Raw genomic sequence first — 26,412 nt, 5'->3', positions numbered from 1 at the left:
GAATCGACACGTTCCTTGCAGATTGTTTTTCTCGCGGAGAGCGCGCCTTCGGCGGGGGTCGGCGAACGGCGGAGCCCCTCCGTGGTGGGGTGGGGTTGGTCGCGTAAAGCTGGGGTTTCTGGGTTGGGCCGGTGGGGGTGGGGCCGCGGGACCGCAGGCGCCATGGATGGCGCCTACGAGCCTCCATGGATGGATTCACGGCGTGTCCCGCGGCCCCACCCCCACCGGCCCAGCCAGCGCGCCTGAAAAAATGCCCCACCACGGAGGGGCTCCGCCGTTCGCCGTTCCCCGCCGAAGGCGCGCTTCTCGCGCTGCAGCATGATTCCGCGCAGACCTGCGCCATCATGGTCACCCCGCCCGCTACACCAGGACCACCCCATGGAGCAGTACCTGCTCCTGATCTACATCGAGCCCGCCCTGCTGCAGGCCCTGCCCACCGAAGAGTTCAACGCGCTGATGCGCGACTGCCTGGCCCACGCCGACCAACTGCAGGCCGAAGGCACCCTGCTGGCCGCACAGAAACTGCAGCCCGTGGACACCGCACAAACCCTGCGCGTGCGCGACGGCCACGCCCGCGTGCTCGATGGCCCCTTCGCCGAAACCCGCGAACTGCTGGCCGGCTTCAACCTGATCGTGGCGCGCAACCGCGACGAAGCCATGGCCATCGCCCGCGACTTCCCCTGGGCACGCTTCGGCAGCATCGAAGTGCGGCCGCTGGAAGACATGGACGCCGAACGCGAACGCTGCGGCGCGCCCGCCGCTACGGCAGCAGCCGCACCCTGACCTCGCGTCGGCCAACGCCTTCGTTGCCACTGTAGTCACGCGCACTGGCACGCACGATGTACTCGCCCGGCGGCAGCGCCGCTGGCTGCCAGCGCCCGGTTTCCATCAGGCCATCGCGCACCGTGTTGGTCACCAGGTAGCGGAAGCGGGTGACCGCGCTGCCGTGCACGGTAATGCCGCTGTCCGGCGCATAGGCCACCTTCGCCGCCAGGTTCTGCGGCGGCATGCGGTTGAACACGATGTTCCAGCGCGGCTGCTCGTAGCCCTGCAACGCCTGGCCGTTGCCATCCAGGATCTGATAACCCACTTGGTACGGCCCCAGCCGGCGGCGTGGCAGGTTGTTGTCCACCTGGTCCCACGCTTCCACCACGATCTGCACGCCACGCCCCTGCCGCGCCACCATCACCACGCCATCGCTGCCCGGCGCCATGGGTTGGTCGTTGTCGTCCAGCAGGGCCACGTCGGTGATGCGCGGGGCGAAATGGTCGGCGTAGTTGTGGAAGCCCAGTGCCACCGCATTGGTCTCGAAGCCACCGGTGCCCAGCGCCAGGTGCACGTGCGCCTGGCTGTTGATGCTGCCCAGACGGTCACCCACGTGGATGCGCGTGCCTCGGCGAACGCGGATGCGCTCCAGCGTTCCGTCGTCGGCATACAACGGCTGCCAGCGTGCATCGAAGGGTTCACCGCGGGGCGTGCGGCCCACGCGCATGTGGATGTATTTCAGGCGATCCACCGCCAGACCTTCGCCCTGCCCGCCCAGGCTCCAGGCGGCGATCGGGCTGCTGATCTTGCCCTCGGCAATGGACAGCACGGTCTGCCCCACGTCACCGCGCACATCGAAGCCGCCGTGCAGGTGGTGGCGGCTCTCGCCCTTGAAGGTGCCACGGACTTCGCCCAGCGTGCCCACCACTTCGTGCCAGCCCTCCTGCGGTGCCAGCGGCCAGCGTCCGCCCGTATCGGGCAACCCGCCATCGGCGGCCGGACCCACCAGGGCCGGTGCAGGAAGCTCGCCCACTGGCAGCGGGCGCAGGCGATGCAGGCGGTAGGCAGTGGAGTCGGCCACCAGCACGCTGCCATCGGCATCCACGGCCAGACCACTGGGGCGCGCCAGCCGGGGCAGGCGGTCGTTGCCCAGCAGCGCGATCTGGTGGCCCTGCGGGGTGATCTGCAGCACGCGCCCATCCAGGTCGCCTACGTACAGCACGCCATCGTGGGTCGTGGCCAACGACAGCGGGGCGTTCATCACCCCACCACTGCTCACCACCGTACTGACCGTGCCGTCGGCGCCCACGCGGCGCACTGCGTTGTTGAACAGATCGGCCACCAGCAGCGCGCCATGCGCATCGAAGGCCAGCGCCACCGGGGTATCGAACCGCGCTTCGCCGCCGATCGCATCGGTGAACCCCGGGCGGTCGCCACCGGCCAGGGTCCGCACCTGGCCGTCGGTGCCGATCACGCGGATGCGGTCGTTCCAGGTATCGGCCACGAACACCTGGCCCTGCGCATCCACGGCGATGCCCATCGGCCCATCGAAGCGTGACTGTGCGGCGGGGCCATCGGCATACCCCTGCTCGCCGCCGGCCAGCGTGGTCACCTGGCCGTCGACAGAAATACGCCGGATCGCGTGGTTGCCGGTGTCGGCCACGTACAGGTTGCCCTGCGCATCGGCGGCAATGCCCGAAGGCGTGTGGAAGCTGGCCTGCAGCGCCGGGCCGTCCACGCGCCCCTCGCCCTGCCCGGCCACGGTCTGCACGCGGCCATCGGGCCACCAGCGGCGGATACGGTTGTTGTCGCCGGCATCGGTGAAGTACACCGCACCCTGCGCCGTGCGCACCACCGCGTAGGGGTCGGCAAAGCGCGCCTGCGCGGCCGCGCCATCACGATTGCCGGGATGGCCATCGCCGGCCAGCGTTTCGATCTGCGCCGTCCAGGCCAGGGGCGTGGGTTGCGGCCCAGCGGGTGCGGATATCTCGGGGGCCGGGCCAGGCCACCAAGTGGCGGCCAACGCCGCCGCGGTCACCACCGCCACGCCCACCACCCACCACTGCCGCTGTGCCATCGCTACGCATCATCCCTGCCGATTTCAGCCCACGACGATAGTCGCTGCACTGTTGTTGTGCCACCACCTGCGGCGCCGGCTACCCGGCCTTTGCTTGCCGCCAATCGCGCGGCGGGTTTCAATCAGCGCTCACGCCAAGGATGGAACCGCCATGTCCCCTGCCCGCCTGCTGCCACTTGCGCTGTCCGCCGTCCTGCTGGCTGCGCCTTTTTCTGCGTGGGCTGCCGACAGCACCGCCACCACGTTCCAGCAGCGCTGGGAGAACGCGCAGACCACCGCCACCAGCGGCAACACGTTGGGCGCGATGATCGAATTCGAGAAACTGATCGACGATCCGCAGTTGGCAACGCTCGCCCCCGAAGTACGTGCCGAGGGCGCGCGGGTTGGCGGCATGACCGCGTACCTGCAGCATGACAACCCTCTGGCCCGCCGCTACCTGCAGATGGCGCTGGCGGTCGACCCGGGCGACATAGAGGCCTTGATGCCGCTGGTGTCGGTCGACCTGAGCGAAGACCAGAACGACCTGGCCGTCACCCATCTGCTGCAGGCCACGGCGCATGCGCGCGAGCCGCTCGAATTCGACACCCAGGTGATCGGCTTCCTGCAGCACACGCTGCGCGACCAGCCTGCGCGTCGGCGCGAGGTGCTCAAGGCCCTGTTCGACAACGGCTGGAAGAGTGATGGGCTGGAACCGGGCGCCTTCTGGGTGCTGCTGGCCAGCCTGCAGATCGACACCGATTCGGGCCGGGATGTAGCGGCCACGCTTGAACGCGTCCGTACACCGCTGGAACTGATCACCCTGCGCAGCGACAAACGCTTCGACCGCTACGTCGATCGCAATGACCCACGCTATGACCCGCAGCGCGCAGCGCGCCAGTACCTGGACGAGCTGCGTGTTTCCAGCCTGCTCGATCGCAATCTGGACGCCGCGCTGGTCGATTTCAGTTCCACCCAGTTGATGCTGGGCGAAAACGAGCAGGTCGTGCAGTTCACCGACGGCATGGCCAGACTCGTGGCCGAGGGCAACCTGCCCCGCGGCCCAGAGGCGCAATGGCTGGCCTGGCTGATGAGCAACCGGATGATCGCGCTGCGCCGGCTGGATCGCCTGGACGATTCCGTGGCCACGGCTCGGCTGGCCGAGAAAGTGGGTGCACGCGGGCCGGACCATGTCGACCACATCATCAACCTGGCCTTCATGCTGGCTGCCACCGACCAGCTGGACGAAGCAGTGTCGGTGCTGGCACGGCTGGAGGACCTCAGCCCCTATGGCGAATCGGCGCAGGCGCTGGTGGGCTTCCTGGCCGCACGCAAGCGTGGCGACGCCGCCGCCGAAGCCAGCGCGCGGGCCACCCTGGTACGCAACCGCGACACGGCCCGGACCTTCCACCGGGAGATGCTGCTGGAAGAAGGCGATCTGGACGGTGCAGCCGCTGCGCTGATCGGCCAGTTGCAGTCGCCCGATGACCGGACCGAGGTGCTGCTGGATCTGCAGGATATGCGTGTCTACCCGTCGCTGCCTACCGAAGTGGAGAGCGATGCTCGCTGGCGGCAGCTGAAGCAGCGTGCCGATGTGCGCGCGGCCATCGCCAAGGTGGGCCGGGTGGAGCGCTACGCGCTGTATGGAAACGCGTCTTCGCGCTGAACCACTCTACTTCGCCGGCACTTCGCTACGGATGCCCATCGCCTGGCGGTAGCGCGCGTACAGCGCCATCACTTTCTCCACGTAGGCCAGGGTTTCCGCGTACGGCGGCACGCCGTTGTAACGGGCCACCGCACCGATGCCGGCGTTGTAGGCTGCCGCCGCCAATGGGCGGTCGCCGTTGTAGCGGCGCAGCAGGCTGCGCATGTAGCGCGCGCCCCCGTCGATCGATTGCTGCGGCGAGAAGGGATCGCGCACGCCGTACTCCACCGCGGTTTCAGGCATCAGCTGCATGACGCCCTGCGCGCCTTTGCGCGAAACCGCAAGCGCATCGAAGTTGCTTTCGGCATGGGCGATCGCACGCAGCCAGGCGTCATCCACGCCGGTGGCCTTGGCCGCTGCCTTGAACTGCGTTGCATGGGGCGCGAGCTGTGGCGCGCCGACCTTGCCCAGGCCTTCATGTGCCGGCTCGCCCGGCGGCGTGGCCACGGTGAACTTCAGGTAAACCCGCGAGCCGGGCAGGTTGCGGGTGGAATAGACCAGAGTGCCGTCCTGCTCGCGCTCGTACAGCACGCCGCTGAACACCCCCATGTTGCCCCACAGGTTGGGCGTCTGCACCGCGCTGTCGTCAATCTGTTTTGCCGTACAGCGCGAGCCCGGCTCGGGCGCGGTGGCCAGGCTGACCGTGTTGCCCTGCACGCAGCGGTACACCGTGCGCGCCGCCACCAGGCCAGGCCACAGGCCCAGCAGCAGCGACAGCGCAACGGTGGCACGGCGGGCGAACATGGCGGCCGGATGATCCGGCCGCGCCCGCTAAATCCGGGTGAATGGGGTAGACCGTTGGCCGACTGCTCTCCGATCAGATCGAGAAACGCCCGCGGCGCAGCCAATACCCCACGCCCAGCAGCACGAACCAGGCCGGGCTGGCCAGCAGCGCCTGGCGGGTGTCGGCCTGCAGGCTCAGCAGCACCAGCACAGCGGCGAAGAACAGCAGGCAGGCCCAGCACATGACCACGCCGCCGGGCATCTTGAAGATCGATGCCGCATGCCGTTCCGGGTAGCGGCGGCGGTAGACCATGTAGGCCACCAGGATCAGCGACCAGACGAAGATGAACAGCACGGTGGCCAGCGTGGTCACCAGGGTAAAGGCGGTCACCAGGTTGGGAATCAGGTAGATCAGCAGCGTGCCGCCCAGCAGGCACAGGCACGAGAACAGCAATCCACGTGCCGGCACCGCCGCGCGCGACAACTTGGAAAGTCCACGCGGCGCGTGCCCTTCTTCGGCCAGGCCGTACAACATGCGGCTGGTGGAGAAGATGCCGCTGTTGGCCGACGAAGTGGCCGAGGTCAGCACCACGAAGTTGATCAGGCTGGCGGCGGCGGGAATGCCGGCCAGCACGAACAGCTGCACGAACGGGCTCTTGTCCGGCACCACCTGGCGCCACGGCGTCACCGCCATGATCGCGATCAGCGCCAGCACGTAGAAGATGATGATGCGCACCGGAATGGAATTGATCGCCTTGGGCAGGTTGCGCTCCGGGTTGGCGGTTTCCGCGGCGGTGGTGCCCACCAGTTCGATGCCAACGAAGGCGAACACCGCGATCTGGAAGCCGGCGAAGAAGCCGACCAGCCCCATCGGGAACATGCCGCCGTCATTCCACAGGTTCGACAGCGAGGCGGTGTGGCCGCTGGGCGAGGTAAAGCCCCAGGCCACCAGTCCGGCGCCCGTGATGATCAGCGCGCAGATGGCCACGATCTTGATCAGCGCGAACCAGAATTCCATTTCGCCGAACAGCTTCACCGTCACCAGGTTCAGGCCCAGCAACAGCAGCACGCACAACAGCGCGGGTATCCATGCGGCCAGTTCGGGGAACCAGAACTGCGCATAGGCGGCGATCGCGATCACATCGGCAATGGCGGTCACGATCCAGCAGAACCAGTACGTCCAGCCGCAGAAGAAACCGGCCCAAGGGCCCAGCAGGTCGGTGGAAAAATCAATGAAGGATTTGTAGTTCAGATTGGACAGCAGCAGCTCGCCCATCGCCCGCATCACGAAGAACAGCATCGCGCCGATGATCAGGTAGACGAAGATGATGGACGGGCCCGCCAGGCTGATGGTCTTGCCCGAGCCCATGAACAGGCCGGTGCCGATGGCACCGCCGATGGCGATCAGTTGCAGGTGGCGGTTGGACAGGCTGCGGCGCAGGTGCTCCGGGGGTGCGGCGGGTTCGGTCATGGACGGGCGCTGGAAGGGGCGGGTGAAGCCCCTGACGGTAGACCTGTGCGGCCCGGAGCGCCAGTCTCAGCTGGATCGCTGCCGTCATCGGTTGTCGCAATTGCCACAATGTGACGGATTATCGATCCTGCCCCATTCCGCACAGGCGGCCAACATGCTCAGATAGAGCATCCGTCCAAGGATCGGCCGCCATGCCCGCAGCCCTGCCCGCCCGCCCGGAGTACCGGCCATGAACCGCCTGCGGGTCATCATCCTCGGCGTCCTTGCGGCCCTGCTGGCCGCCATCGTGCCCATTGCCGCCATGGTCTATGCCACCTGGCACAGCGCCGTGGAGGTGGAGCAGAAGCGGCTGCATGGCATTGCCGAACGCACCCTGCGGCGGGCCGACCTGTCCTACCAGGAAGCACTGGCTGCACTCAAAACGGCCGAAGCCAGCGCGATGGCCCCGTGCAGCAGCGAGCACATCCGGCGCATGCAGACCCTGGTGATGACCACCCCGTCCATCGACCAGATGGGCTATTTCGAGGGCGGCCGGCTGCGTTGCACCTCGTGGGGTGCCTTCGAAGGCAACGTGGAACATCCCCGCGCCGACCATGTCACCAGCGATGGCGCCGGCATCGCCGTGGACATCCGCCCGGCCGCCACCGGCGGGCGCAAGGTGCTGGCCGTGCTGTACGGTTCCTACGATGTGCTGGTGGACCCGCGCCACTTCGTCGGCATCATCGCCGACCCGGATGTGCGCCTGGCCCTGGCCAGCCCGGATGGACGTCTGCTGAGCCGCCAGAGCGGCATTGACCAGGCCCTGCTGCTGAGGCTGCTGCGCGACCCGGGCGAAGGCCTGGACGACGACACCCTGTATGCCAGCGCGCGCAGCGAACAATGGCTGGCCATCGCCACCGCGCCGCGCACCGCCCTGGCGGCCACGTTCCGCCAGCAGGCCTGGCTGTTCGTGCCAGTGGGCCTGCTGCTGGCCGCCCTGGGCGTGGGCCTGGTGGTGTGGTTGTCGCAGCGGCGCCTGTCCATGCGCGGTGAACTGGCCACCGCCATCCGCCGCCGCGAACTGTACCTGCACTACCAGCCCATCATCGAACTGGATACCGGCATCTGCGTGGGCGCCGAAGCACTGGTGCGCTGGCAGCATCCCGACGGCACCCAGGTACGCCCGGACATCTTCATTCCGCTGGCCGAGGAACACGGTCTGATCCAGGCACTCACCGATGTGGTGATCGAAAACGTGGTGAAGGACATGCGCGAGCTGCTGGTGTCCGACCGCAGCGCGCACATCGCCATCAACCTGGCACCGGATGACATCAGCAGCGGCCGTGCACTGAAGGTAGTGTCCGCACGCATGGCCGGCAGCGGCATCCTGCCGCAGCAGATCTGGCTGGAAGCCACCGAACGCGGCTTCCTGGATATCGACCGCGCCCGCACCATGATGGCCGCCGCACGCCGCGCCGGCCACAGCATCGCCATCGATGATTTCGGCGTCGGCTATTCCAGCCTGCAGTACCTGGAGCAGTTGCCACTGGATGCGCTGAAGATCGACAAGTCCTTCATCGATGCGATCGGCACCGAAAGCGCCACCACGCCGGTCACCCCGCACATCATCGAGATGGCCCGCGAACTGGGCCTGTGGGTGGTGGCCGAAGGCGTGGAAACCGAGGCACAGCTGGCCTACCTGCACAGCCAGCATGTGCAGTTCGGCCAGGGCTGGCTGTTCTCGCGGCCGTTGCCACGCGATGAGTTCGTGGCCTTCCACCATCGGCGCCAGCAGCAGTACGGTGCCGCGCGCGAGCACATGCAGAACCCGCGCAGCGTGCCGGTCGAGCGCGAGTTCTCAGACACCTGACCGTCAGCCCCAGGCCCGCGGCCGGGCCAGCAGCCAGGCCCCGCAAACCAGCAGCAGGCCCAGCGGCAGCCACGCCAACTGCTGCGCACCGCCGGTCTGCAGCAGCAGTCCGCCGGCCACGCCACCGGCGGCAATGGCCAGGTTCCACCCGGTCACCAGCATCGACTGGGCAAGATCGGCAGCAGCACCGGCGCGGCGCGCCAGCGCCGTCTGGAACAGCGCCGGTACCGCGCCGAACGCCAGCCCCCACAGCGCCGTTGCCAGCAGCAGCACCTGCGGCCTGCCAGGCCACAGCAGCAAGGCCAGCGCAGCAGCGGCAAAGCCCAGCACCGCCGCCCAGACCAGGGCGCGCAGATGCTGGTCCACGCCCCACGCGGCCACTGCAATGCCGGCAATGGCCGATACGCCGAACACCAGCAGCAGGCGGTCAAGCCAGGCGCCGGCGCGGGCCAGCAGGGCCAGCGGCTCGATGTAGGTGTACAGCACGTTGTGCGCCAGCACGTACAGCGCCATCACCAGCAAGGTGCTGCGCACGCCGGGCAGGCGCCATACCGCTGCCAACGGCGTGCGTTTGCCGCTGCCTGTGGCCGGCAGGTCCGGCAACGCCCAGCGCGCGTAGCCCAGCAGGGCCACGGCCAGCACGCTCATCAGTGCGAACACCCAGCGCCAGCCGATCTGCTGCCCCAGCAGCGTGCCCGCCGGCACGCCCAGCGACAGCGCCAGCGGCGACCCCACCATGGCCACGGCAATGGCCCGGCCCTGCAGCGACGGCACCACCATGCGCGCGGCATAGCCGGCCACCAGCGACCACAGCAGGCCCGCGCACACACCGGCCAGGAAGCGCGCCACCAGGATCAGCGGGTAGCTGCTGCTCAGCGCGGTCAGTGTGTTCACCAACACGAAGCCGGCAATGGCCGCCAGCAGCAGCGGGCGGCGCGGCAGCCGCTGGGTCAGCGCGGTCATCGGCAGGGCCGCCAGCAGCGACCCCAGCGCGTACACGCTCACCAGCTGGCCGGCCGCCGCATCGCTCACACCCAGACTGGTTCCAATCGGCCGCAGCACACCGGCCGGCAGGGTTTCAGTCAACAGGGTGATGAAGCCGCCGCCGGCCAGGGCCAGCAGGGCCGGCCACGGCAGCCGCGTTGCCGCACCTGCGGGCAAGGCGTCTGCCGCTGCATGGCCGCTCATCGCGCACCGCCCAGGTCGGCGTAGATCGCATCGCGCAGCGCATCCACGAACGGCCCGTGCATCCCGGCATACAGCGTGTTGGTCAGCGCGACCACACTCAGGCCCCGCTGCGGATCGACAAACCAACTGTGGCCGTAGGCACCGCCCCAGCGCCAGGTGCCCATGGCCTGCGGCGTAGCGGCGGCAGCGGGGTCAAACAACACCGCCGCGCCCAGACCGAAGCCCCACCCCGCCGGATCGGGAGGGCCGGCACGGCCGACCTGCAGGCTGACCATCTGCGCGGCCAACGCCGGCGCCAGCAGCTGCGAATGATCGACATCGCGCAGGGCTTCCAGCACCGCCATCAGATCGTCGGCGCAGCCCACCAGGCCCGCCCCGGCCGAAGGGAAGCGCGTAGCATCGGTGGCACGCGCCGGGCTGTAGGCAATGCCCACGGTGTCCGCGTAGACCGGCACGGTCTCGCCTTCGCCCAGCCGGCGCGGCTGCGGCAGATCGTCCACATAGGGCACGGCCAGGCGTTGCGCCTCAGCGGTGGAAAAGCCGGTATCGAGCAGCCCCAGTGGCCGCGCCAGCTGCTGCTCGAACAGGGCCTGCAGGCGCTGCCCGGTGGCAGCCTCGGCCACGGCACCGGCCACGTCCACGCCCAGCGAATACAGCCATTGCGTACCGGGGGCGAACTGCAGCGGCACCTGGCCAATCCGCCGTATGTTCTCGGCCAGGGTGATCGGGCAGGCATCCATGCCATCGCTCACCCCTGCCCGCGCATAAGGCCCCTGCGCGTCAGCTTCCAGGAAGCGGTAGCTCAGTCCGCTGCTGTGGCTCAGCAGCTGGCGCAGGCTGATGTCCGGCGTCTCCCCGCTCGCCAATGCCGGCCGGAACTGCGGCAGCCAGCGCTGCACCGGTGCATCCAGATCCAGCACGCCCTGCTGCACCAGGCGCAGCACCACCACCGTCAGCAGCAGCTTGCTGACCGACGCCAAGCGGAACAGCTGGTCGCGCTGCATGGGCAGGCCCTGTTCCCGGTCGGCCAACCCGCTGGCGCTGGCGTGGCGCCACGCACCGTGCTGGCGCACCAGCACCACCGCCCCCACGATCTGGCCGGGGTGGGCCCGCTGCAGCACGCGCTGCACGGAAGGAAGCACCGGGTCCGGCGCCAACGTGGGGAGTGCATTCATCACGGCGATCCTTGGGTGGGAGGGCCGCCACGTTAGAACCCGCCACCCGCGGGAAAAACCCACGTCGCGCTCCCTACATCGTGGACTGCCCGGTCCGCAATCGGCACCATGGGCGGACCCACACTACCGCCATACCCCCGGAACGCCCGCCATGTCCGTGCTCGACAACCTGGCCAACCTGCAGACCTTCATCCATGCCGCTGAAACCCGCAGCTTCGTGGAAACCGGCCGCCTGCAGGGCATTTCCGCATCGGCGGCGGGCAAATGCGTGGCCCGGCTGGAACATGCGCTGGGCGTGCGCCTGTTCCATCGCAGCACGCGCAGCATCACCCTCACCGCCGAAGGCCAGTTGTTCCTGGCACGCTGCCGGCGGATCCTGCACGAACGCGATGCGGCCCGTACCGAACTGGCCCAGCAGAGCGCCTCGCCCAGCGGCACCCTGCGCATCAGCCTGCCGCTGGTGGGCGACCTGACCTTGCCGCTGCTGGCCGACTTCATGGCCGCCTATCCGGATATCCGCCTGGAACTGGATTTCAGCGACCGCCTGGTCGATGTGATCGAAGAAGGCTTCGATGCGGTGCTGCGCGTGGGCGAGCCCAGCGATTCACGCATGAACGCACGGCGCCTGGGCATATTCCCGCGCCGCGTGGTGGCCTCGCCGGCATATCTGCAACGCCACGGTATACCGCGCACGCCCACGGACATGCTGCAGCACCGCCTGCTGCACTATCGCTTTCCCAGTACCGGCAAGCTGGAAGCGTGGCCGGTGCAGTGGCCCGACGATGAAGTCGCGCAGGAACTGCCGGTGAACATGGTGGCCAATACCATTGAAGCGCGCGTGGCCATGGCACTGCGCGATGGCGGGCTGGCCTTCGTGCCCGTGCACTCCGTGCGCCAAGCGCTGGCCGACGGTCGCCTGGTCACCGTGCTCGACGAGCACGTGCATTCCTGCGGCATCTTCCACCTGCTGTGGCCGTCCGGCCGCCACGTACTGCCCAAGCTGCGCGCCTTCATCGATTTCGTCAGCGCCCGCCTGGAAACCGTGCCCTGACCACCTTTCTGTAGAGTCGAGCCATGCTCGACTGCTCCACGCTCCCCCGTAGAGTCGAGCCATGCTCGACTGCTCCACGCTACCCCGTAGAGTCGAGCCATGCTCGACTGCTCCACGCTCCCCCGTAGAGTCGAGCCATGCTCGACTGCTCCACGCTCCCCCGTAGAGTCGAGCCATGCTCGACTGCTCTGCACCAGGCAGTCGAGCATGGCTCGACTCTACAACCCGCGCGCCCTGCGGGCGCTACAATGTCCAATCATTCCCCCAAGAGGCTCGCGACCCATGCGCCAGTAATGCCGCCGTCTGCAAACCGGACGGCCTGACTCTTCCCGCCCCTGCGCGCAGGGGAGACATGGCGTTGCCTGGAGGTCGCATGACTTCGCATTCCCTCACGCTTGATCGCGTGTCGTATCGGTTGGCCGATGGCCGTCCGTTGTTTTCCGATCTGTCGTTTTCCTTCGAACCGCTGGCCACCGGGCTGGTGGGCGGCAATGGCGTGGGCAAGAGCGTGCTGGCGCGCCTGCTCGCCGGCCAGCTGCAGCCCGACAGCGGCCAGATACGCAGCAGTGGGCGTGTGTTCCTGCTGCCCACGCCCGGCTATCCGCCACGTGGCACCGTGGGCGAACTGGCAGGCGTCGGAAAGGTGCTGGCCGCATTGGCCCGTATCGAGGCCGGCAGCATCGATGAGCAGGATTTCGCCTGCGTGGGCGACCGCTGGGACCTGCGCGAACGCCTGCAGCAACAGTGGCAGTCCATGGGCCTGCCCGATGATCTGCACGTCGGCCAGCCGGCGGCGCGGCTCAGTGGCGGCCAGGCCATGCGCGTCGCGCTGTCCGGTGCGTGGGCCAGCGGCGCCGACTGGCTGATCCTGGACGAGCCCAGCAACCACCTGGACGCCCAGCATCGCCGCCAACTGCAGGCACAGTTGCAGCAGTGGCGTGGCGGCCTGCTGGTCGTCAGCCATGACCGCGATCTATTGGGTCACATGCAGCAGATCGTGGAACTGGATGCGCAGGGTCTGCACCGCTACAGCGGACCGTGGCAGCACTACGCCCAGGCGCGTGCCGCCGAGCGCGAAGCGGCGGCCGCGGCGCTGGACCATGCGCGCGCACAGCATCGCCAGCAACAGCGCAGCGCACGCGAACAGCACGAACGCCAACAGCAGCGCCAGGCCCGTGGCGCGCGCGATGCCAGGCAGGCCAACCAGGCGCCCATCCTGTTGGGCGGGCAGAAGCAACGTGCCGAAGGCAGCCTGGGCCGCTCGCGGCAGATCCAGGAGGCGCGCCTGCAGACCAGCGCCGACCAGCTGCGCACGGCAGCGGCAGGCGTGCAGGCGGCGCCCGAACTGGCCTTGTTTGCTGGTGCCGGCGAGCGTGGCAGCGCGCGTCTGCTGCAGGCACAGGATCTCGTGCTGCCGCATGGCTGCACGGCGCCGCTGCAGCTGTCGCTGCGTCGCGGCCAGCGCATCGCCGTGGTGGGCGACAACGGCACCGGTAAATCGACCTTGCTGCGGGTGCTGGCGGGACAGCTGGCGGCGCGCACCGGCCAGGTGCAGCGCCACGCGCCGGTCGCGCTGCTGGACCAGCAGCTGCTGGGGCTGGCCGGTGATCGCAGCATCCTGCAGACCGTGCAGGCCGCCAACGCCGGTGCGGACCCGGCAGAGCTGCGCACGCGCCTGGCCCTGCTGGGCCTGGATGCGCAGCGCATCCAACGCCCGGCCAGCAGCCTGAGCGATGGCGAGCGGGTGAAAGGCGCACTGGCCAGCGTGCTGTACGCCGATCCCGCGCCGCAGGTCCTGCTGCTGGACGAGCCCGGCAACGCACTGGACCTGGCCGCGCTGGACGCATTGGAATCGCTGCTGGCCGCATGGCCAGGCGCGTTGATGATGGTCAGCCACGACGCACATCTGCTGCAGGCACTGCGGCCCACGCAGATACTGCACGCAAGCGGCGACGGCTGGCAGTGGCGCGACCCGCAGACGGGGTCAGATCCCTTTTGCAACGCAGAAGGGCTCTGACCCCACCGAGCCGGCCGCCATCCACGCATGGCGTGGGTGCTGTTGCTTCAACGCTTCCACACCGGAAACGCCTGCGGCAGCTGCTGCCACAGCAGCGGCCCGGCGCGCAGTTCCTGGTCGTTCAACAGGCAGGCATCCAAGGTAGCGCGCACCGCGCGTTCGTCCATGTGCACGCCTATCACTACCAGCTCCTGCCGGCGGTCACCCCATAGCGGGTGCCACAGCCGCGCCATGGCCGCATGCTCGGCGTCATCCGCAAACGCCTCCACGCCGGGCAGCGGCGCGCTCCAGCAATCGGCCTGCTGCCGCGCCCAGCCCAGATCGCTGTACGGTAGCGGCGTGGGCGGCAGCAGCGGCGTAGTGTCTTCGTCGCCTGCGCGCACACGCTCGCGCGCCGCATACCAGAACCCGGCCGCCTGGGTACGGGTCGCCGCCCCCACGCTGCTCAGTTCGCCCACCCAGTCCATGCGGTTGGCCAGCCAGAACCAGCCCTTGCTGCGGATCACCCCCGGCATGCCCTGCTGCAGCGCGCGTGCGAAGCGGCCCGGGTGGAACGGCCGGCGCGAGCGGTAGACGAAGCTGCCAATGCCGTATTCCTCGGTTTCCGGCGTGTGCTCGCCACGCAGCTCCTTCACCCAGCCGGGTGCCTGCTGCGCACGCTCGAAATCGAACCGGCCGGTATCCAGCAGTTCGGTCAAGGGCACATCGCCGAAGCGCGACAACACCAGCTTCGCCTCGCGGTTCAAGCCGCGCAGCACGGCCAGCGTGTCCTGCAGCACGTCATCGTCGGTCTGGTCCACCTTGCTGACCACGATCACATCGGCGAATTCCACCTGCTCGCACAGCAGGTCCACCACGCCGCGGTCATCGTCCGGGCCGGCCTGCTGGCCGCGCTCGGCCAGGCGCAGGGTGGAACCGAAGTCGGCCAGGAAGGCGCTGCCATCCACCACAGTCACCATCGTATCCAGGCGCGCGATGTCGCCCAGGCTGAAGCCGTGCTCATCACGCACGGCGAAGGTGGCCGCCACCGGCATGGGTTCACCGATGCCGGTCGATTCGATCAGCAGGTAGTCATAGCGACCGCTGTCGGCCAGGCGCCGCACTTCCTGCAGCAGATCGTCGCGCAGGGTGCAGCAGATGCAGCCGTTGCTGAATTCCACCAGCGTTTCTTCGGTACGGCGCAGCGCGGCGCCACCGTCGCGCACCAATTGCGCATCGATGTTGACCTCGCTCATGTCGTTCACGATCACCGCCACCCGCAGGCCCTCGCGGTTGCGCAGAATCTGGTTGAGCAAGGTGGTCTTGCCAGCCCCCAGGAAGCCGGACAGGACGGTGACCGGCAGGCGGCGGTCGGCGCGGGAAACAGGGTTCATGCGGGGCGGGAGGCTGCGGATGGAAATGTTACTGTATAACATTTCTAGATCCATCCACAGTGCCGCCTCCGGGCATGGCCCGGCGCTACTTGCCGTAGCGGCGCAGCAGTTCCACCAGCACCTCGGCCTCGGCGGCGCGCTGCTGCGGGTCTTCAGCGGCCACCACGTGTTCCTGCAGGTGCTCGTGCAGCAGTTCCATCAGCAGCCCATGGGCGGCGCCGCGCACGGCCGCCACCTGCACCAGCACGCCGGCGCAATCGCCGGGTTCTCCCTCAGGCCGATCCAGGGCCTGCTCCAACGCCGCCACCTGGCCGCCGATACGGCGCACCCGGGCCAGCAATTGTTTCCTCTGTGTGTGTACATGTGCCATGCGCGAATCATATACCCTATGGGGGTATCCCAAAAGACTCTCCACCGCCATGCAGCTGGACGCCCTCGCCGCCGCACGCCGCCACGACCATCGCTTCGACGACGGCAACCCACTGGCCGAACGCAATACCCGCCGCGCCCTGTGGCTGACCGTCGGCATGATGCTGGTGGAAATCGTCGGCGGCTGGTGGTTCAACTCCATGGCCGTACTGGCCGATGGCTGGCATATGAGTTCGCATGCGCTGGCGTTGGGCCTGTCGGTGTTCGCGTACCGCTGTGCGCGCCGCTACGCCCATGACCCGCGCTTCGCCTTCGGCACCTGGAAGATCGAGATCCTTGCCGGCTACACCAGTGCCATCGCCCTGTTGGGTGTGGCCGCCCTGATGGCGGTGCAATCGCTGCAGCGGCTGTGGGTACCGGCGCCCATCCACTACGACGAAGCCATTGCCATCGCTGCCGTGGGCCTGGGCGTGAACCTGCTGTGCGCGTGGTGGCTGCATGACAGCCCGGGCCATGCCCACCATCACCATGGTCACAGTCACGATCACGCTCATGACCACGCGCACGGGCACGATCTGAACCTGCGCTCGGCCTACATCCACGTGCTGGCCGATGCGGCCACCTCGGTACTGGCCATCGTCGCCCTGCTGGGCGGCAAGCTGTGGGGCGTGGCATGGCTGGACCCGGTGATGGGCCTGGTGGGCGCAGTGCTGGTGACCGTGTGGGCCATCGGCCTGCTGCGCGACAGTGGACGCATCCTGCTGGATGCGCAGATGGATGCGCCGGTAGTGGCCGAAGTGCGCGAGGTCATCGAGCAGGGGCCGTGGCAAGCGCGGCTGGCCGACCTGCATGTCTGGCAGGTGGGGCGTGGCGAGTACGCGGTGGCCGCCAGTGTGGTCACCCACGATGCCGCCCTGGACGCCGACACCCTGCGCGCGGCCCTGGGCGTGCACGAGGAGCTGGTACACATCACCCTGGAAATCCACCGCACCGCGTAACGCACCGCAGCAGAGCCAGTCGAGCATGGCTCGACTCTACAGATGCGCGCTGCCCTCGTAGAGTCGAGCCATGCTCGACTGCTCCAGTGCAAGGCAGTCGAGCATGGCTCGACTCTACAAAGATCTGAGGCAATCACAACCGCAACATCATCCGCAGCAGATACGCCGCCAGCGGCAAGGCACTCAGCGCTGCGCCGCCAATCCCCAGCCACGCATGGCGCTCCCCGCGCTCCCGCGCGGCCACCGCAAACCCGCCGCCCACCAGCACCGATGCCAGCACGGCCACCGCCAGCCCCGCCACCGGCGCGCTGGCGCCGAATGCCCATGCCGCCAGCCAACCCGCGCCCCAGCCGGCCACCAGCCCCAGCCAGCTCGCCAACCCACACCACGGTGCCCTGCCCTGTGCCATCGCCACTCCCTCGTTCTTGCCGATTATCTGCACGGGCCGCGCCCGGCTGCTGCCTACACTAGCCGCACCTGCCCTGTGGGGACATCCCATGCGCACGCTCCACCTGCTGCTGCCCGGTGCCCTGTTGCTCGCCGCCTGCAGCGGCGACACCCACCTGCCGTTCTCCAGCGATCCCCTGCTGGGCTGCTTCGCGACCAGCACCCGCCGCGCCGCCGAGTTCCGCATCGACAAGGAAGGCGGCCAGTACTTCGTCTCCTTCGAGCGCAACGGCAGCTGGCAGCGTGAACCGAACGCGCTGTACAAGGCCAGCCGCAGCGACATCAGCCAATACTTCCCCGACGATGCCCAGCAGATCGACAGCGCCCTGATCCGCAGCGCCGGCGGTTTCGGCCTGTTCCACGCAAAGGACGGCGCCGCGCTGAAAGCCAAGGCCCGCGACAGCGACTACATGGCCCTGCTGCTGATCGGCGCCGGGCCCGTGTACGCGGTGAAGTGTGAGTGATCTGCAAGGTTCCTGATGGCGCCGCCGCACAACGCGCCCCAGTCTGAAGCTTTGCCGGGGCACCCCCATGCTGCTCAGTCTTCTGCTCGCCGCCGCAACGCCCGCCACGCAGGGCGCCTTCGATCAGATACTCACCACTGCCGAAGGTGAAACGCTGGTACTGCGCACGATCGATTGGCCTATCGACGGGGACGCGAGCGAGCGGGTGACCGTGCACTGGGTGCTGGAGGACGATGGCCGAATGCGCTACGAACTTGATCGCCAGCCAGACGCCACCCGTGCAGCGCATCAGCGCGCCTGCGCGAGAAACGGCATGGTGGCCGGCGACGGAACGTCCTGGTTGGGCGGTGAGGCGACCACCCACGGCTTCTCCTGCACGTCGGTCCGTACGCGGCTCGCCACGCAACCACCCTAGCGCCAGCGTAGGCGGGTGTGCGCCCGCCACGCACTCACGGCCGGTCAGGTACCATGCCCTCCCCCACCTGCCCCCCGGTACCGCCCGTGCCCCATTACTCCGGACCCCTGCTTACCCGCGACAGCGCGCAGGCGCTGCAGCGCGCGCACGACAAGGGAGCAGGCGACTGGCAGGGCTCGCTGGACCTGGGCCGCAGCGACGAAGCCGTCACCCTCGGTGCAGAGGGCTTCCAGTTCCGCGGCCAGCACTACCCCTGGCCGGGCAAACTGAAGGACCGCACCCTGTACTACTGGGATGGCGAGGACTTCGCGCCCATTTCCCGCTACAGCGGTTCACTCATCAAGCTGGTGCCCACCGAATGGGGCGCGCCGACGTTCGAGATCGACGGTATCAAGATGCTGCCGACCTCCAAGCTGTCGCCGTTCGAAGATGCGCGGCGCAAGGTGGAACTGGTGGCGCCGGCCGGCAAAGTCATCCTGGATACCTGCGGCGGTCTGGGCTACTTCGCCGCCTGTGCGTTGGAAGCCGGTGTCGGGCAGATCCGTTCGTTCGAAAAGAACGCCGACGTGATGTGGCTGCGCACGCTGAATCCGTGGTCGCCCGACCCGGAATCGGCCGCCGCAGGCGGGCGCCTGCAGTTCAGCCATGGCGACGTCTCGCAGCAGATCGAACAGGTGCCCAGCAACAGCGTCGATGCCATCCTGCACGATCCGCCGCGCTTCGGTATTGCCGGCGAACTGTATTCGCAGGTGTTCTACGACCACTTGGCCCGCGTCATCCGCAAGGGCGGCCGGCTGTTCCATTACACCGGCGCGCCGAACAAGCTCACCAGCGGCCGCGATGTGCCGCGTGAAGTGGCCAAGCGCCTGGAGAAGGCCGGCTTCAAGGCCGAGCTGGCGCTGGACGGCGTGCTGGCCGTGCGCCGCTGACACTCACTCGTAATTCACCTTCGCCAACTGCTTCACCCACTGCGGCACCACCGGTTCACCGGCGAAGAAGTCCTTGGGCTTCTTCTCGGCCATGGCCCAGCGGTGCAGCCAGCTGGGGCCGTAGCGGCCGTTGTAGCCTTCGGCACCGCGCGCGTAGGCCGGGTCCTGCAGCGCCTCCTGCAGCGACACGAAGCGATAGCCCCGCCGCTGGGTGGCAGCCACCAGCTCGGCGAAGGTGGCTGCATTGAGCTCGTTGGCATGCATCAGCCACACCTGCGGCAACGCGTAACCCAGCAGCGCCTGCGATTGCCGTTCGTAATAATCCACCTTGTTCAACATGTACGGCACGTAGCCCCGCCGCAGGCGCTGCAGCAGCGCCTCGCGCGCCGGTGAATCGGCCTGCTCGTTCATTACGTTGGCATAGGCGAACGCCCAGACCCATTCGCCGTTGTCCACGGTCACCGGCGCCACGCGGTAGCCATGCTGCTGGAAAAATACGTCCATCTGCGCCCGCTCTTCAGCGGTTCGCCCTGCGCGCAGGTAGGGGTGGCGCATCCACTGTGGCACCTGGCCGCGCTCGGCCAGCAGCGGCCGCAGCGTCTGCTCGCCGCGCAGGAAATCCTGCTGGAAGGCCACCACGCCCTTGGCATTCAGATCCATGTGCGAATAGGTGTGGTTGCCCAGTTCGTAGCCGGCATCGCGCCAGTCGCGCAGCATCTGCACGCGCTGCGGCTGCACCTGGCCATCCACTTCCAGCTTGTTCTCATTCACGAAGCCGACCACCGGCACGTTGGCCTGGTGAAGCTGCGCCATCAGTGCGGCATGGCGCTGCTGCAGATCGGCCGGCACGATCTCATCCACCCGCGCCCACGGCAGGTCATCGATGGTGACTGCAATACGGCGGTCCGCCTCGGCGGCGTGGGCCACCAGCGAAAGCAGCAACAACGGTACGGCACGCAGCAACGAACGCATCCATCCATCCTTGTTCGGGCAGGAACCGCCACTCTACCTGCGCGCGCCCCGCCACAACCACAGCCCCAGCACCACGCCCACCAGCAGCACGGCGGCCAACACCATCGCCAACTGCCCCGGGTTGTGCAGCAGCGCGGCACTGCGTCCCAGGAACAGATTGAAGGCGAGCTGCGGGGCCTGCGCCATCGGCACCGATGGATCACTGGAATCCAGCGCACAGACCACTGGCGCAAGCTGCTTCACGCTGGCCCACGCGCGCTCCTGCCGGAACAGGGTCCACGCGGCCAGGCCCAGCGCGCCGACCTGCAGCAGCACATAGGTGGTGGCCATGCGCCACACCTGGCCCGTGGCGCCGCGCAGCGCCGACAGCCCCACCCACAGCGCAGACAGCAGGGCCAGCAGCACCCCGGCGATCGGCAACCAGCGAAGCTCTTGCCAGAGCTGCAGCGCCTGCGCGCGTTCCAGCATCGCCATCATCACTGCCGTGCGCGCGGCCAGATCGGGATGGGCACAGGCGCCGGCGGCGGGCTCCAGCACGTACTGCACGCGCAGATGCAGGCCGGCCTCGGCCAGGGCCAGCGCCAGAAGGGCCAGCACCGGCAACACGAACAGCCCAGGGCCTCGACCGGTCGTCAGTGCCGAACGCTTCATCCGGCGATGTACTTCGGTGGCACGTGGTCGGTCAGCCACACGCCATTGGCCGAACGGTAGAAGCGATGGCCCTCGGCATGCATGCGGCCGGCATCCACGCTCAGGATGACCGGCGCGCCGCGGCGCGCGCCCACCTGCTGCGCGGTCTGTCGGTCCAGCGACAGGTGCACGTGCTGGCGCTCACCCGGCCGCAGCCCCTGCGTGGCGATGGCTTCCAGGAAGCGCGGCACGGTGCCGTGGTACAGCCACGGCGGCGGTTCCAGCGGCTGCAGCCCCAGGTCCACCGCAATCGAATGCCCCTGACTGGCGCGGATGCGCAGGCCGTCTTCACTGAGCGCGAAACGCTGTTTGTCGTTGGTCTGCACCAGCCGCTGCAGGTCCGCGCGATCGAGCGCATGCCCGTGTTCGGCCAGCCGCTGCAACAGGTCGGCAATGTCGGCCCACCCCTGCGCATCGAGCTGCAGGCCAATCTTCTGCGGCTCGTGCCGCAGTACCAGGCTCAGGAACTTGCTGGCCCGGGTCAGAGAAACATCCTTGTCCATGTGCATAGCGTGCCGTAGCCGACCACACGATGCCAACCCCGACCTTGGCAGGGCGTCATGCCACGATCGACGCCGCGGGCTGCCGCCACAGCCAGATGCCCACCGCCATCGACGCCAGCAGCTGACCGATCAGCACGATGGCCATCACATCCGGCGCGTGCGGTGGCATCACCCGCGCAGCGTCGAACACCTGGAAGGTCCAGCCCATTGACGCCACAAGCGAGGTGTCCTCGCGCGTCAGTGCGTCGGTCATGCAGGCCGCGGGCAGCAGGGTGATATAGGCCTGCCAGACGCGATCGAAGGCGTGCAGCATCGTACCGCCCAGGGCAAGCGCGCCAACCTGCAGCGCCACCAGGCGACCGGCGCTGACCCGGCACGCCGGGCTGCTGCGTCGCCACTGTTCCACCGAAGCGGCCAGTGCGCCCGCCAATGCCAGCAGCAGCGTGGTGGCCGGCACCCAGGCCAGCGGATCCCAGTCATCCAGCGCGTTGGCGCGGGCCAGCAGATGTTCGGCCACGCGCATGCGCTCGGTGGCGTCCTCGCCTCCGCAGGCCGGTGACAGCGGCTCAAGCAGCAATGCAACGCGGTGATGGAAGTAGCCCACCTCCAGCCCCACCGCCAGCAGTGACACGCACTGCAGTATCAACAGCATCAAACCAGGCCCGAAAACACGGCCGAAGAAAGCGGTCATCGGCCACCTGCGTGGTTGCATCGAAGAAGGCGAATGCTAGCCAAGCCCATCGCCGCTGTCGGCTGGCAGATGCGACATCGGCGCGAATCTCCGCCATCATGTGCGTCCTGCACAGGAGGGATGCCGATGCTGGGGCTGTATCTGTTCGTTCGCTTGGTGGGCCCGCTGCTGCTGGGCGGCCTGGTCGCGCTGCTTGCGTCGCGCTGGATCAACGCGCGCCTGGCCAAGCGCCCTGCGCAGCAGATTGCGCTGCCTGCCGAGAGTCTGCTGGACAGCCCAGCTGCAAAGCGCCGCTACCGCCGCATGCGTCGGCGCAGGCCGAACCTGACACACTTCCAGGGGCCGCCGCAGGCACCGCGGCACTGGCTGTGGATCACGGTAGCCGTGGTCATTCTTGCCGCGTTTGGCGCGGCTGCGCTGACACCGGAGGGCGCACGCTTCCAGGTGATGGTGGAAAGTGCCGTGGGTTACCCGTCCACGGTCATCGACATTGCCATCGACGAACAGCAACAGGATGCGCTGCTGCAGGCCTGGAGCCCCGTGCTGATGCAGGCGGCGCGCCCGGTCAGCATGCGCTACCGGCGCGGCCGCTACGGCCCACCGACCGATTCCCACGCCGTCATTGCCGTGCAGGTGCGTCGCCAGGGCAACCGCCTGCAGATTGCCACGGGCCAGCCGGTGCAGGCCGAGCGCTTGCGTGCAGCACTGGCCACCCTCACGCCGGCCGCCGCGCCCGCCGTGCAGATTTCAGAGCGCTCGGTGGCACCCTGGCGGGAAATCGGCTGGCGGGCCTGGGGGCCGCGCGTAGCTCAGTAAATCGGCCGCGGCGTGGCTTCGCTCTGCAGTATGCACTGAGCCCGCCCCTCAACCGCGTGGAAGCTTCGCCGCCCACATGTTGTCCACCAGGTTCGGGTATCGGCGGCCGTTCTCCTCGGCCCGCTGCCGCGCGGCGTCTTTCTGCGCCGGCGACAGCGGCTGCTTCTTCTGCCCCTTCGGGTTGGGCTTCTTCCAGGGCGGGGTACGGGGGCTGGCCATGGCGGCAGTATGCCTGTGGCGCTCTACTTCTTCAGGAAGTTCAGCAGGGCCAGGTTGAAATCATCGGCATGGCTCGTATTGCAGCCGTGCGGCGCATTCTGCAGCACCACCAGCTCGCTGCCCTCGATCGCCTTGTGGGTGCGCGCCCCCGAGCCTTCCAGCGGTACCGTTGCATCGCTGTCACCGTGCAGTACCAGGGTGGGCACGCTCACCTTGTCCAGGTCCGCGCGGAAGTCGGTAGTGGCGAAGGCCTGCATGCAGCCCAGCGCCGCGCGTGGGTCGGACTGGTGGCACAGGGCGATGGCGGCCTGGCGGGTCTCTTCGGTCACCATCAGCTGGCCGTTGGCGCTGAAGAAATCGCGGGTGAAGCCCTCGAAGAACGTCTCCCGGTTGGCCTGCAGCCCTTCGCGCATCGCATCGGCGTTTTCCTGGCTGAGCGGACCGTTCGGGTTGTCGTCGGTCTTCAGCAGATAAGGCGGCACCGCCGCGGCGAATACCACGCTGTGCAGGCGATCCTGGCCATGGTTGGCGATGTAGCGGGCCACCTCGCCGCCACCCATCGAGAATCCAACCAGGGTGACCTCCCGCAGATCCCGCGTGTCGATGATCGATGCAAGGTCGGCGGCCAGCGTGTCGTAGTCGAAGCCTTCGGCGGGCTTCTCCGAGCGGCCGAAGCCACGCCGGTCGTAACTGATCACCCGGTAGCCGGCATCGCGCAGCACCGGCACCTGGGCCTTCCAGGCTTCGGCTGACAGCGGCCAGCCATGGATCAGGATGACCGGGCGGCCGGTACCGCCGGTGTCTTCAACGTGCAGGCGAATGGAAGGGGCAGTCATGGCAGCTCCCGTGGGAAAGGAGGCACCTACCCTAGGCAGGCCCACCGATAGCCGCCGTGAGGGAATCGGCCGCGGCCGTGACACCGCGTGCACGGCGCAGGCCGGGCCGTCAGCCCTGCGGGCGCTTCATGCGGTCATAGACATCATCGGCCTGCACATCCACGTGGTCGACGCGGGTCACCTTGAAGTTCAGGTAAGTGCGCTGGTCCTTGCGCGAGGTATCCAGCGTGGGCGTACCGAAGATGAACACCACGCAGGCCTCACCGCTGGCGGCGAAGCGCTGCAGGCGCTTGATATGCAGCGCACCCATCTTCGAAGCATTCAGCGCGCTGTTCCAGACCATCGCCGTGGGTGCCTGCGGCGGGTCCAGCACCTGCTCACCCAGCGTATCGACGCGCGTCATGAAGCGGATGCGGTAACCGTCGGGCGTCTGCGCGATCTTCGCCTTGCCCCAGTACACCCGTGCCTGTCCGGACAGACGGGCCCGGCGGGGCGAAAAATTCTCGAACATGTCACGGTAGCTCAGCGCCGAGGTCGCGCCCGCGGTCAGCGTCTGGGTATCGTCCGTACCGTCCCGGCGAGCCTTCAACCAGCGCGACACCAGCGCGGCCACCGAATAGAAATCGGTGCGACGGCTGCGCAGGCCCGCCGCATCACCACCACCGCCGTGCGTGCTGCCACTGCCCCCCCCTGCGGTGGGCGCCGCATCACGCACGGTGAAGTAATCGGCCGGTCGCTCGAACAGGAACCGATCCGGCGGCGGCGTGCCCACTGCGTGGGTCTGGCCCTCGCCTGCGCCGCTTCCCTGCTGCGCTTCGCGCTCGGACGCATACGGACAGCCTTCGGCGTGTGCCGGCCCCTTGTGGAGCACACGGTAATGCGGTTGCACCTGCAGGTTCAGCGCATCGGTTTCCAGGTTGACGCAGGTATAGCGCGCCGGGCAGCCATCCTGCGGGCAGGCGAACGCCCGCCTGTCGCTGATCACCCCCGCCCAGTACAGCTCATGGGCGCGCTCGGCATTGATCACATCGTGGAATTGCTCGCTGTACGCCAGTTCCGTTGCCATCGCCTTCCTGTCCGCTCCGTCAGCGCTGGTGATAGCACTGCACCGCCACGCGCCCAGCGTACCGGGTTTGCAAGAACTGGTCCGACAAGCCGGGCACCGATTCCACCGCACCCGGCATCGGCGTGCGGCTGATCCACAGGCCCTGGTAGGAACGCCCGCCAATGAAGATGATGAAAATGCCGTCGGCCTGCTCGGCGACCAGGCGCACTTCGTTGCCCAGCAGATCCTGCGGCAACGGCGGCAGGCCACGCAGCACGTCCCTGCCCGGTCCGACCGCGCTTCCGATGCCGCGCCGGAACTCGCTGGATGCATGCCCCAGCACATGCTGGTCGGCCCAGCGAAGCACCTCGTTCTGGCGCTCAGCGTCGCTCAAGTACGGGTACAGGTGCTGGCACTGGATGAACTTCAGTATCGGCACACACCCCGGCAGCACCAGCGCGGCCGCCAGCAGCAGGCCGATGCGCAGGACTCGCGCAACTGCGGGAAGCGACCGTTCCGTGTCCATCCAGTACCCCGTCGTCATGGTGAGGGTGCGATGGGCGCACGGTAGCACCGGTCGCCCCCGCCTACGCGGCCCCGGCTCAGCCTTGCGGGCGGGCCACCCGGGTCAGCATCCAGCAGCCATAGCGGCGCGCGAAGGTGTACTGCTCGGCCTGCCCATCGTCGCCCAGGCGTACCTGCTGCCCACCGTCGGCCAGCGGCGTGATGGCCGGGGTGGCACGCAGCGTGGCGCCCCGCAGGCGGCGCAACCGCGCCGGCCCCGCTTCCCGGTGCACTTCGGTAGCCACCGGGCCGCCCTGGCTGGCCACGCCGTAGGCGGGCGTCTCGTATTCCAGCGGATCGGTGGTGTAGCGCATGCGCACCCGGTCATCGGCCGGATCGGTGAAATGGCGCAGGAACAGCGCGAAGTCCTGTGCCGGGCAACTGGGGTCATCGCCCTCGGCCGGCATCGCCTGCGCATGCCCCGAACCGGCCAGTGCCAGCATCCCCATGCCCAGCAGCCAGCGCCTGAATGTGTGCACGTCCATCGTGCCGTTCTCCCCGAAGCATCCTGGTAAACCTGCGCGCGCCAGCCCCTGCGCCGCAGGCACACAGGCTAGCAATAAATCGGTTACCCACGCAGCCACAGGCGTTCTACACTGCCCGTCCAGATCCAGATGCGGCCGCACGGAGCACCCCATGACCCCCGACCACCCCGATTACACCCTTCACCAGCAGATCCGCCAGGGCGTGGCCGCGCTGGACGAAAAGCATGGCCGCAGCTTCGACACCACCAGTGAAAACCTGACCGCCAGCCTGACCGTGAAGGCCCGCGAACAGGGCCTGGAGCGCGCCGACCACGTGGTGGTGAGCAATGCCACGGCCCAGCACCCGGCCGGACACAACATCTTCGTGGTGCAGGGCGACCCGGCCAACCCGGCCCATCTGCGCGCCATGCTGCCCACCGCCGAAGCGGCGCAGGTGCCGGCCGAGCAATCGTTGCAGAAGCTGGGCATTGCCCCGCAGCAGCCGGCCGTGGGGCTGCAGCCGGAACAGCAGGCGCGCGAGCAGGAGCAGCAGCAGAACCCGGGGCAGCGTTTGGGCTGAGTGCCCAGTGCTGCTGACAGCGCCGTAAGCGTTAGGCTTG

28 protein-coding genes are annotated in these 26,412 nt (G+C 68.3%); 11 read left to right on the top strand and 17 right to left on the bottom strand.

Annotated features, from left to right (window positions below; all coding sequences use genetic code 11):
* The first annotated feature begins 378 nt into the window (after positions 1-378).
* Complete coding sequence (locus tag C1922_RS02530; protein ID WP_108748348.1) at positions 379-783, top strand: YciI family protein; 405 nt, start codon at positions 379-381, stop codon at positions 781-783.
* Here the strand turns inward: C1922_RS02530 and C1922_RS02525 are convergent.
* On the bottom strand, positions 761-2,842 hold the full coding sequence (locus C1922_RS02525; protein WP_108748347.1) for an SMP-30/gluconolactonase/LRE family protein: 2,082 nt from the start codon (positions 2,840-2,842) through the stop codon (positions 761-763). The two genes, C1922_RS02530 and C1922_RS02525, sit on opposite strands and share 23 nt — an antisense overlap.
* Before the next feature lie 151 nt (positions 2,843-2,993).
* Between C1922_RS02525 and C1922_RS02520 the strand changes: the two genes are divergently transcribed.
* Positions 2,994-4,484 (top strand): hypothetical protein, encoded by a 1,491-nt coding sequence (locus tag C1922_RS02520; RefSeq protein WP_108748346.1) that lies wholly within the window; start codon positions 2,994-2,996, stop codon positions 4,482-4,484.
* A 6-nt stretch (positions 4,485-4,490) separates the two neighbouring features.
* Here C1922_RS02520 and C1922_RS02515 read toward each other — a convergent pair whose 3' ends face one another.
* Both C1922_RS02515 and cycA read right to left on the bottom strand, forming a co-directional pair.
* Entirely contained in the window at positions 4,491-5,267 is a 777-nt protein-coding gene (locus tag C1922_RS02515) for a lytic transglycosylase domain-containing protein (RefSeq protein ID WP_108748345.1), read from the bottom strand.
* A 73-nt stretch (positions 5,268-5,340) separates the two neighbouring features.
* Positions 5,341-6,717, bottom strand: coding sequence for a D-serine/D-alanine/glycine transporter (gene cycA / locus C1922_RS02510; protein ID WP_108748344.1), 1,377 nt, complete (start codon positions 6,715-6,717; stop codon positions 5,341-5,343).
* Between the two features lie 229 nt (positions 6,718-6,946).
* Between cycA and C1922_RS02505 the strand changes: the two genes are divergently transcribed.
* Entirely contained in the window at positions 6,947-8,566 is a 1,620-nt protein-coding gene (locus tag C1922_RS02505; RefSeq protein WP_108748343.1) for an EAL domain-containing protein, read from the top strand.
* Positions 8,567-8,569: 3 nt separating this feature from the next.
* Here C1922_RS02505 and C1922_RS02500 read toward each other — a convergent pair whose 3' ends face one another.
* Both C1922_RS02500 and C1922_RS02495 read right to left on the bottom strand, forming a co-directional pair.
* The gene (locus C1922_RS02500) at positions 8,570-9,754 is read right to left on the bottom strand and encodes an MFS transporter (protein WP_108748342.1); all 1,185 of its coding nucleotides are present in this window, start codon (positions 9,752-9,754) and stop codon (positions 8,570-8,572) included.
* Positions 9,751-10,929 (bottom strand): serine hydrolase domain-containing protein, encoded by a 1,179-nt coding sequence (locus tag C1922_RS02495; RefSeq protein ID WP_108748341.1) that lies wholly within the window; start codon positions 10,927-10,929, stop codon positions 9,751-9,753. Before C1922_RS02495 ends, C1922_RS02500 begins: the two co-directional genes overlap by 4 nt.
* Positions 10,930-11,080: 151 nt before the next feature.
* Here C1922_RS02495 and C1922_RS02490 point away from each other — a divergent pair, with 151 nt between their 5' ends.
* Positions 11,081-11,980, top strand: coding sequence for a LysR family transcriptional regulator (locus C1922_RS02490; protein WP_108748340.1), 900 nt, complete (start codon positions 11,081-11,083; stop codon positions 11,978-11,980).
* A 373-nt stretch (positions 11,981-12,353) separates the two neighbouring features.
* Complete coding sequence (locus C1922_RS02485) at positions 12,354-13,997, top strand: ATP-binding cassette domain-containing protein (protein ID WP_108748339.1); 1,644 nt, start codon at positions 12,354-12,356, stop codon at positions 13,995-13,997.
* A 47-nt stretch (positions 13,998-14,044) separates the two neighbouring features.
* Here the strand turns inward: C1922_RS02485 and C1922_RS02480 are convergent, their stop codons facing one another.
* Both C1922_RS02480 and C1922_RS02475 read right to left on the bottom strand, forming a co-directional pair.
* Positions 14,045-15,370, bottom strand: coding sequence for a GTP-binding protein (locus C1922_RS02480; RefSeq protein WP_108748338.1), 1,326 nt, complete (start codon positions 15,368-15,370; stop codon positions 14,045-14,047).
* An 85-nt stretch (positions 15,371-15,455) separates the two neighbouring features.
* Complete coding sequence (locus C1922_RS02475; RefSeq protein ID WP_108748337.1) at positions 15,456-15,740, bottom strand: metal-sensing transcriptional repressor; 285 nt, start codon at positions 15,738-15,740, stop codon at positions 15,456-15,458.
* A gap of 49 nt (positions 15,741-15,789) precedes the next feature.
* On the opposite strand from C1922_RS02475, the gene dmeF reads away from it, so the two are divergent.
* Positions 15,790-16,737, top strand: a complete 948-nt coding sequence (dmeF, locus tag C1922_RS02470; protein WP_108748336.1) for a CDF family Co(II)/Ni(II) efflux transporter DmeF — start codon at positions 15,790-15,792, stop codon at positions 16,735-16,737.
* A 133-nt stretch (positions 16,738-16,870) separates the two neighbouring features.
* On the opposite strand, the gene C1922_RS02465 is transcribed toward dmeF, so the two are convergent.
* Complete coding sequence (locus C1922_RS02465) at positions 16,871-17,146, bottom strand: hypothetical protein (RefSeq protein ID WP_108748335.1); 276 nt, start codon at positions 17,144-17,146, stop codon at positions 16,871-16,873.
* 88 nt (positions 17,147-17,234) lie between these two features.
* On the opposite strand from C1922_RS02465, the gene C1922_RS02460 reads away from it, so the two are divergent.
* The 3 genes from C1922_RS02460 (at position 17,235) to C1922_RS02450 (ending at position 18,992) form a co-directional block, all read left to right on the top strand.
* Positions 17,235-17,648 (top strand): hypothetical protein, encoded by a 414-nt coding sequence (locus tag C1922_RS02460; RefSeq protein ID WP_108748334.1) that lies wholly within the window; start codon positions 17,235-17,237, stop codon positions 17,646-17,648.
* Between the two features lie 67 nt (positions 17,649-17,715).
* On the top strand, positions 17,716-18,063 hold the full coding sequence (locus C1922_RS02455) for a hypothetical protein (protein ID WP_108748333.1): 348 nt from the start codon (positions 17,716-17,718) through the stop codon (positions 18,061-18,063).
* Between the two features lie 53 nt (positions 18,064-18,116).
* Complete coding sequence (locus tag C1922_RS02450) at positions 18,117-18,992, top strand: MnmC family methyltransferase (protein WP_199912219.1); 876 nt, start codon at positions 18,117-18,119, stop codon at positions 18,990-18,992.
* Between the two features lie 3 nt (positions 18,993-18,995).
* Here the strand turns inward: C1922_RS02450 and C1922_RS02445 are convergent, their stop codons facing one another.
* The 4 genes from C1922_RS02445 to C1922_RS02430 are packed head-to-tail and all read right to left on the bottom strand — an operon-like array spanning position 18,996 to position 21,809.
* Positions 18,996-19,964, bottom strand: coding sequence for a polysaccharide deacetylase family protein (locus C1922_RS02445; protein WP_108748331.1), 969 nt, complete (start codon positions 19,962-19,964; stop codon positions 18,996-18,998).
* 33 nt (positions 19,965-19,997) lie between these two features.
* Positions 19,998-20,615, bottom strand: coding sequence for a hypothetical protein (locus C1922_RS02440; protein ID WP_108748330.1), 618 nt, complete (start codon positions 20,613-20,615; stop codon positions 19,998-20,000).
* Positions 20,612-21,163, bottom strand: coding sequence for an RNA 2'-phosphotransferase (locus C1922_RS02435; RefSeq protein ID WP_108748329.1), 552 nt, complete (start codon positions 21,161-21,163; stop codon positions 20,612-20,614). The genes C1922_RS02440 and C1922_RS02435 overlap by 4 nt, the downstream gene beginning before the upstream one ends.
* A 49-nt stretch (positions 21,164-21,212) precedes the next feature.
* Positions 21,213-21,809 carry a hypothetical protein gene (locus tag C1922_RS02430; protein WP_108748328.1) on the bottom strand — a complete coding sequence of 199 codons (597 nt, stop codon included), beginning with the start codon at positions 21,807-21,809 and terminating at the stop codon, positions 21,213-21,215.
* 165 nt (positions 21,810-21,974) lie between these two features.
* Here C1922_RS02430 and C1922_RS02425 point away from each other — a divergent pair, with 165 nt between their 5' ends.
* The gene (locus C1922_RS02425) at positions 21,975-22,664 is read left to right on the top strand and encodes a hypothetical protein (protein ID WP_108748327.1); all 690 of its coding nucleotides are present in this window, start codon (positions 21,975-21,977) and stop codon (positions 22,662-22,664) included.
* A gap of 48 nt (positions 22,665-22,712) precedes the next feature.
* Here C1922_RS02425 and C1922_RS20490 read toward each other — a convergent pair whose 3' ends face one another.
* From C1922_RS20490 to C1922_RS02405, 5 genes are all read right to left on the bottom strand, one after another.
* On the bottom strand, positions 22,713-22,883 hold the full coding sequence (locus C1922_RS20490) for a hypothetical protein (RefSeq protein ID WP_199911406.1): 171 nt from the start codon (positions 22,881-22,883) through the stop codon (positions 22,713-22,715).
* 23 nt (positions 22,884-22,906) lie between these two features.
* On the bottom strand, positions 22,907-23,719 hold the full coding sequence (locus C1922_RS02420; protein ID WP_108748326.1) for an alpha/beta hydrolase: 813 nt from the start codon (positions 23,717-23,719) through the stop codon (positions 22,907-22,909).
* A 109-nt stretch (positions 23,720-23,828) separates the two neighbouring features.
* Entirely contained in the window at positions 23,829-24,785 is a 957-nt protein-coding gene (locus C1922_RS02415) for a hypothetical protein (protein WP_108748325.1), read from the bottom strand.
* A 19-nt stretch (positions 24,786-24,804) separates the two neighbouring features.
* Complete coding sequence (locus C1922_RS02410; protein WP_108748324.1) at positions 24,805-25,290, bottom strand: hypothetical protein; 486 nt, start codon at positions 25,288-25,290, stop codon at positions 24,805-24,807.
* Positions 25,291-25,366: 76 nt separating this feature from the next.
* Complete coding sequence (locus C1922_RS02405; RefSeq protein ID WP_108748323.1) at positions 25,367-25,813, bottom strand: hypothetical protein; 447 nt, start codon at positions 25,811-25,813, stop codon at positions 25,367-25,369.
* Positions 25,814-25,964: 151 nt separating this feature from the next.
* Between C1922_RS02405 and C1922_RS02400 the strand changes: the two genes are divergently transcribed.
* Positions 25,965-26,372 carry an XVIPCD domain-containing protein gene (locus tag C1922_RS02400; protein ID WP_108748322.1) on the top strand — a complete coding sequence of 136 codons (408 nt, stop codon included), beginning with the start codon at positions 25,965-25,967 and terminating at the stop codon, positions 26,370-26,372.
* Positions 26,373-26,412: the final 40 nt, after the last annotated feature.

It is taken from the genome of Stenotrophomonas sp. ZAC14D2_NAIMI4_7, from assembly GCF_003086675.1.
In the GTDB taxonomy this organism is placed as follows: Bacteria; Pseudomonadota; Gammaproteobacteria; order Xanthomonadales; family Xanthomonadaceae; genus Stenotrophomonas.
Note: the sequence above shows the minus strand (reverse complement) of the source record. Positions and strands in the feature narration are given on the sequence as shown.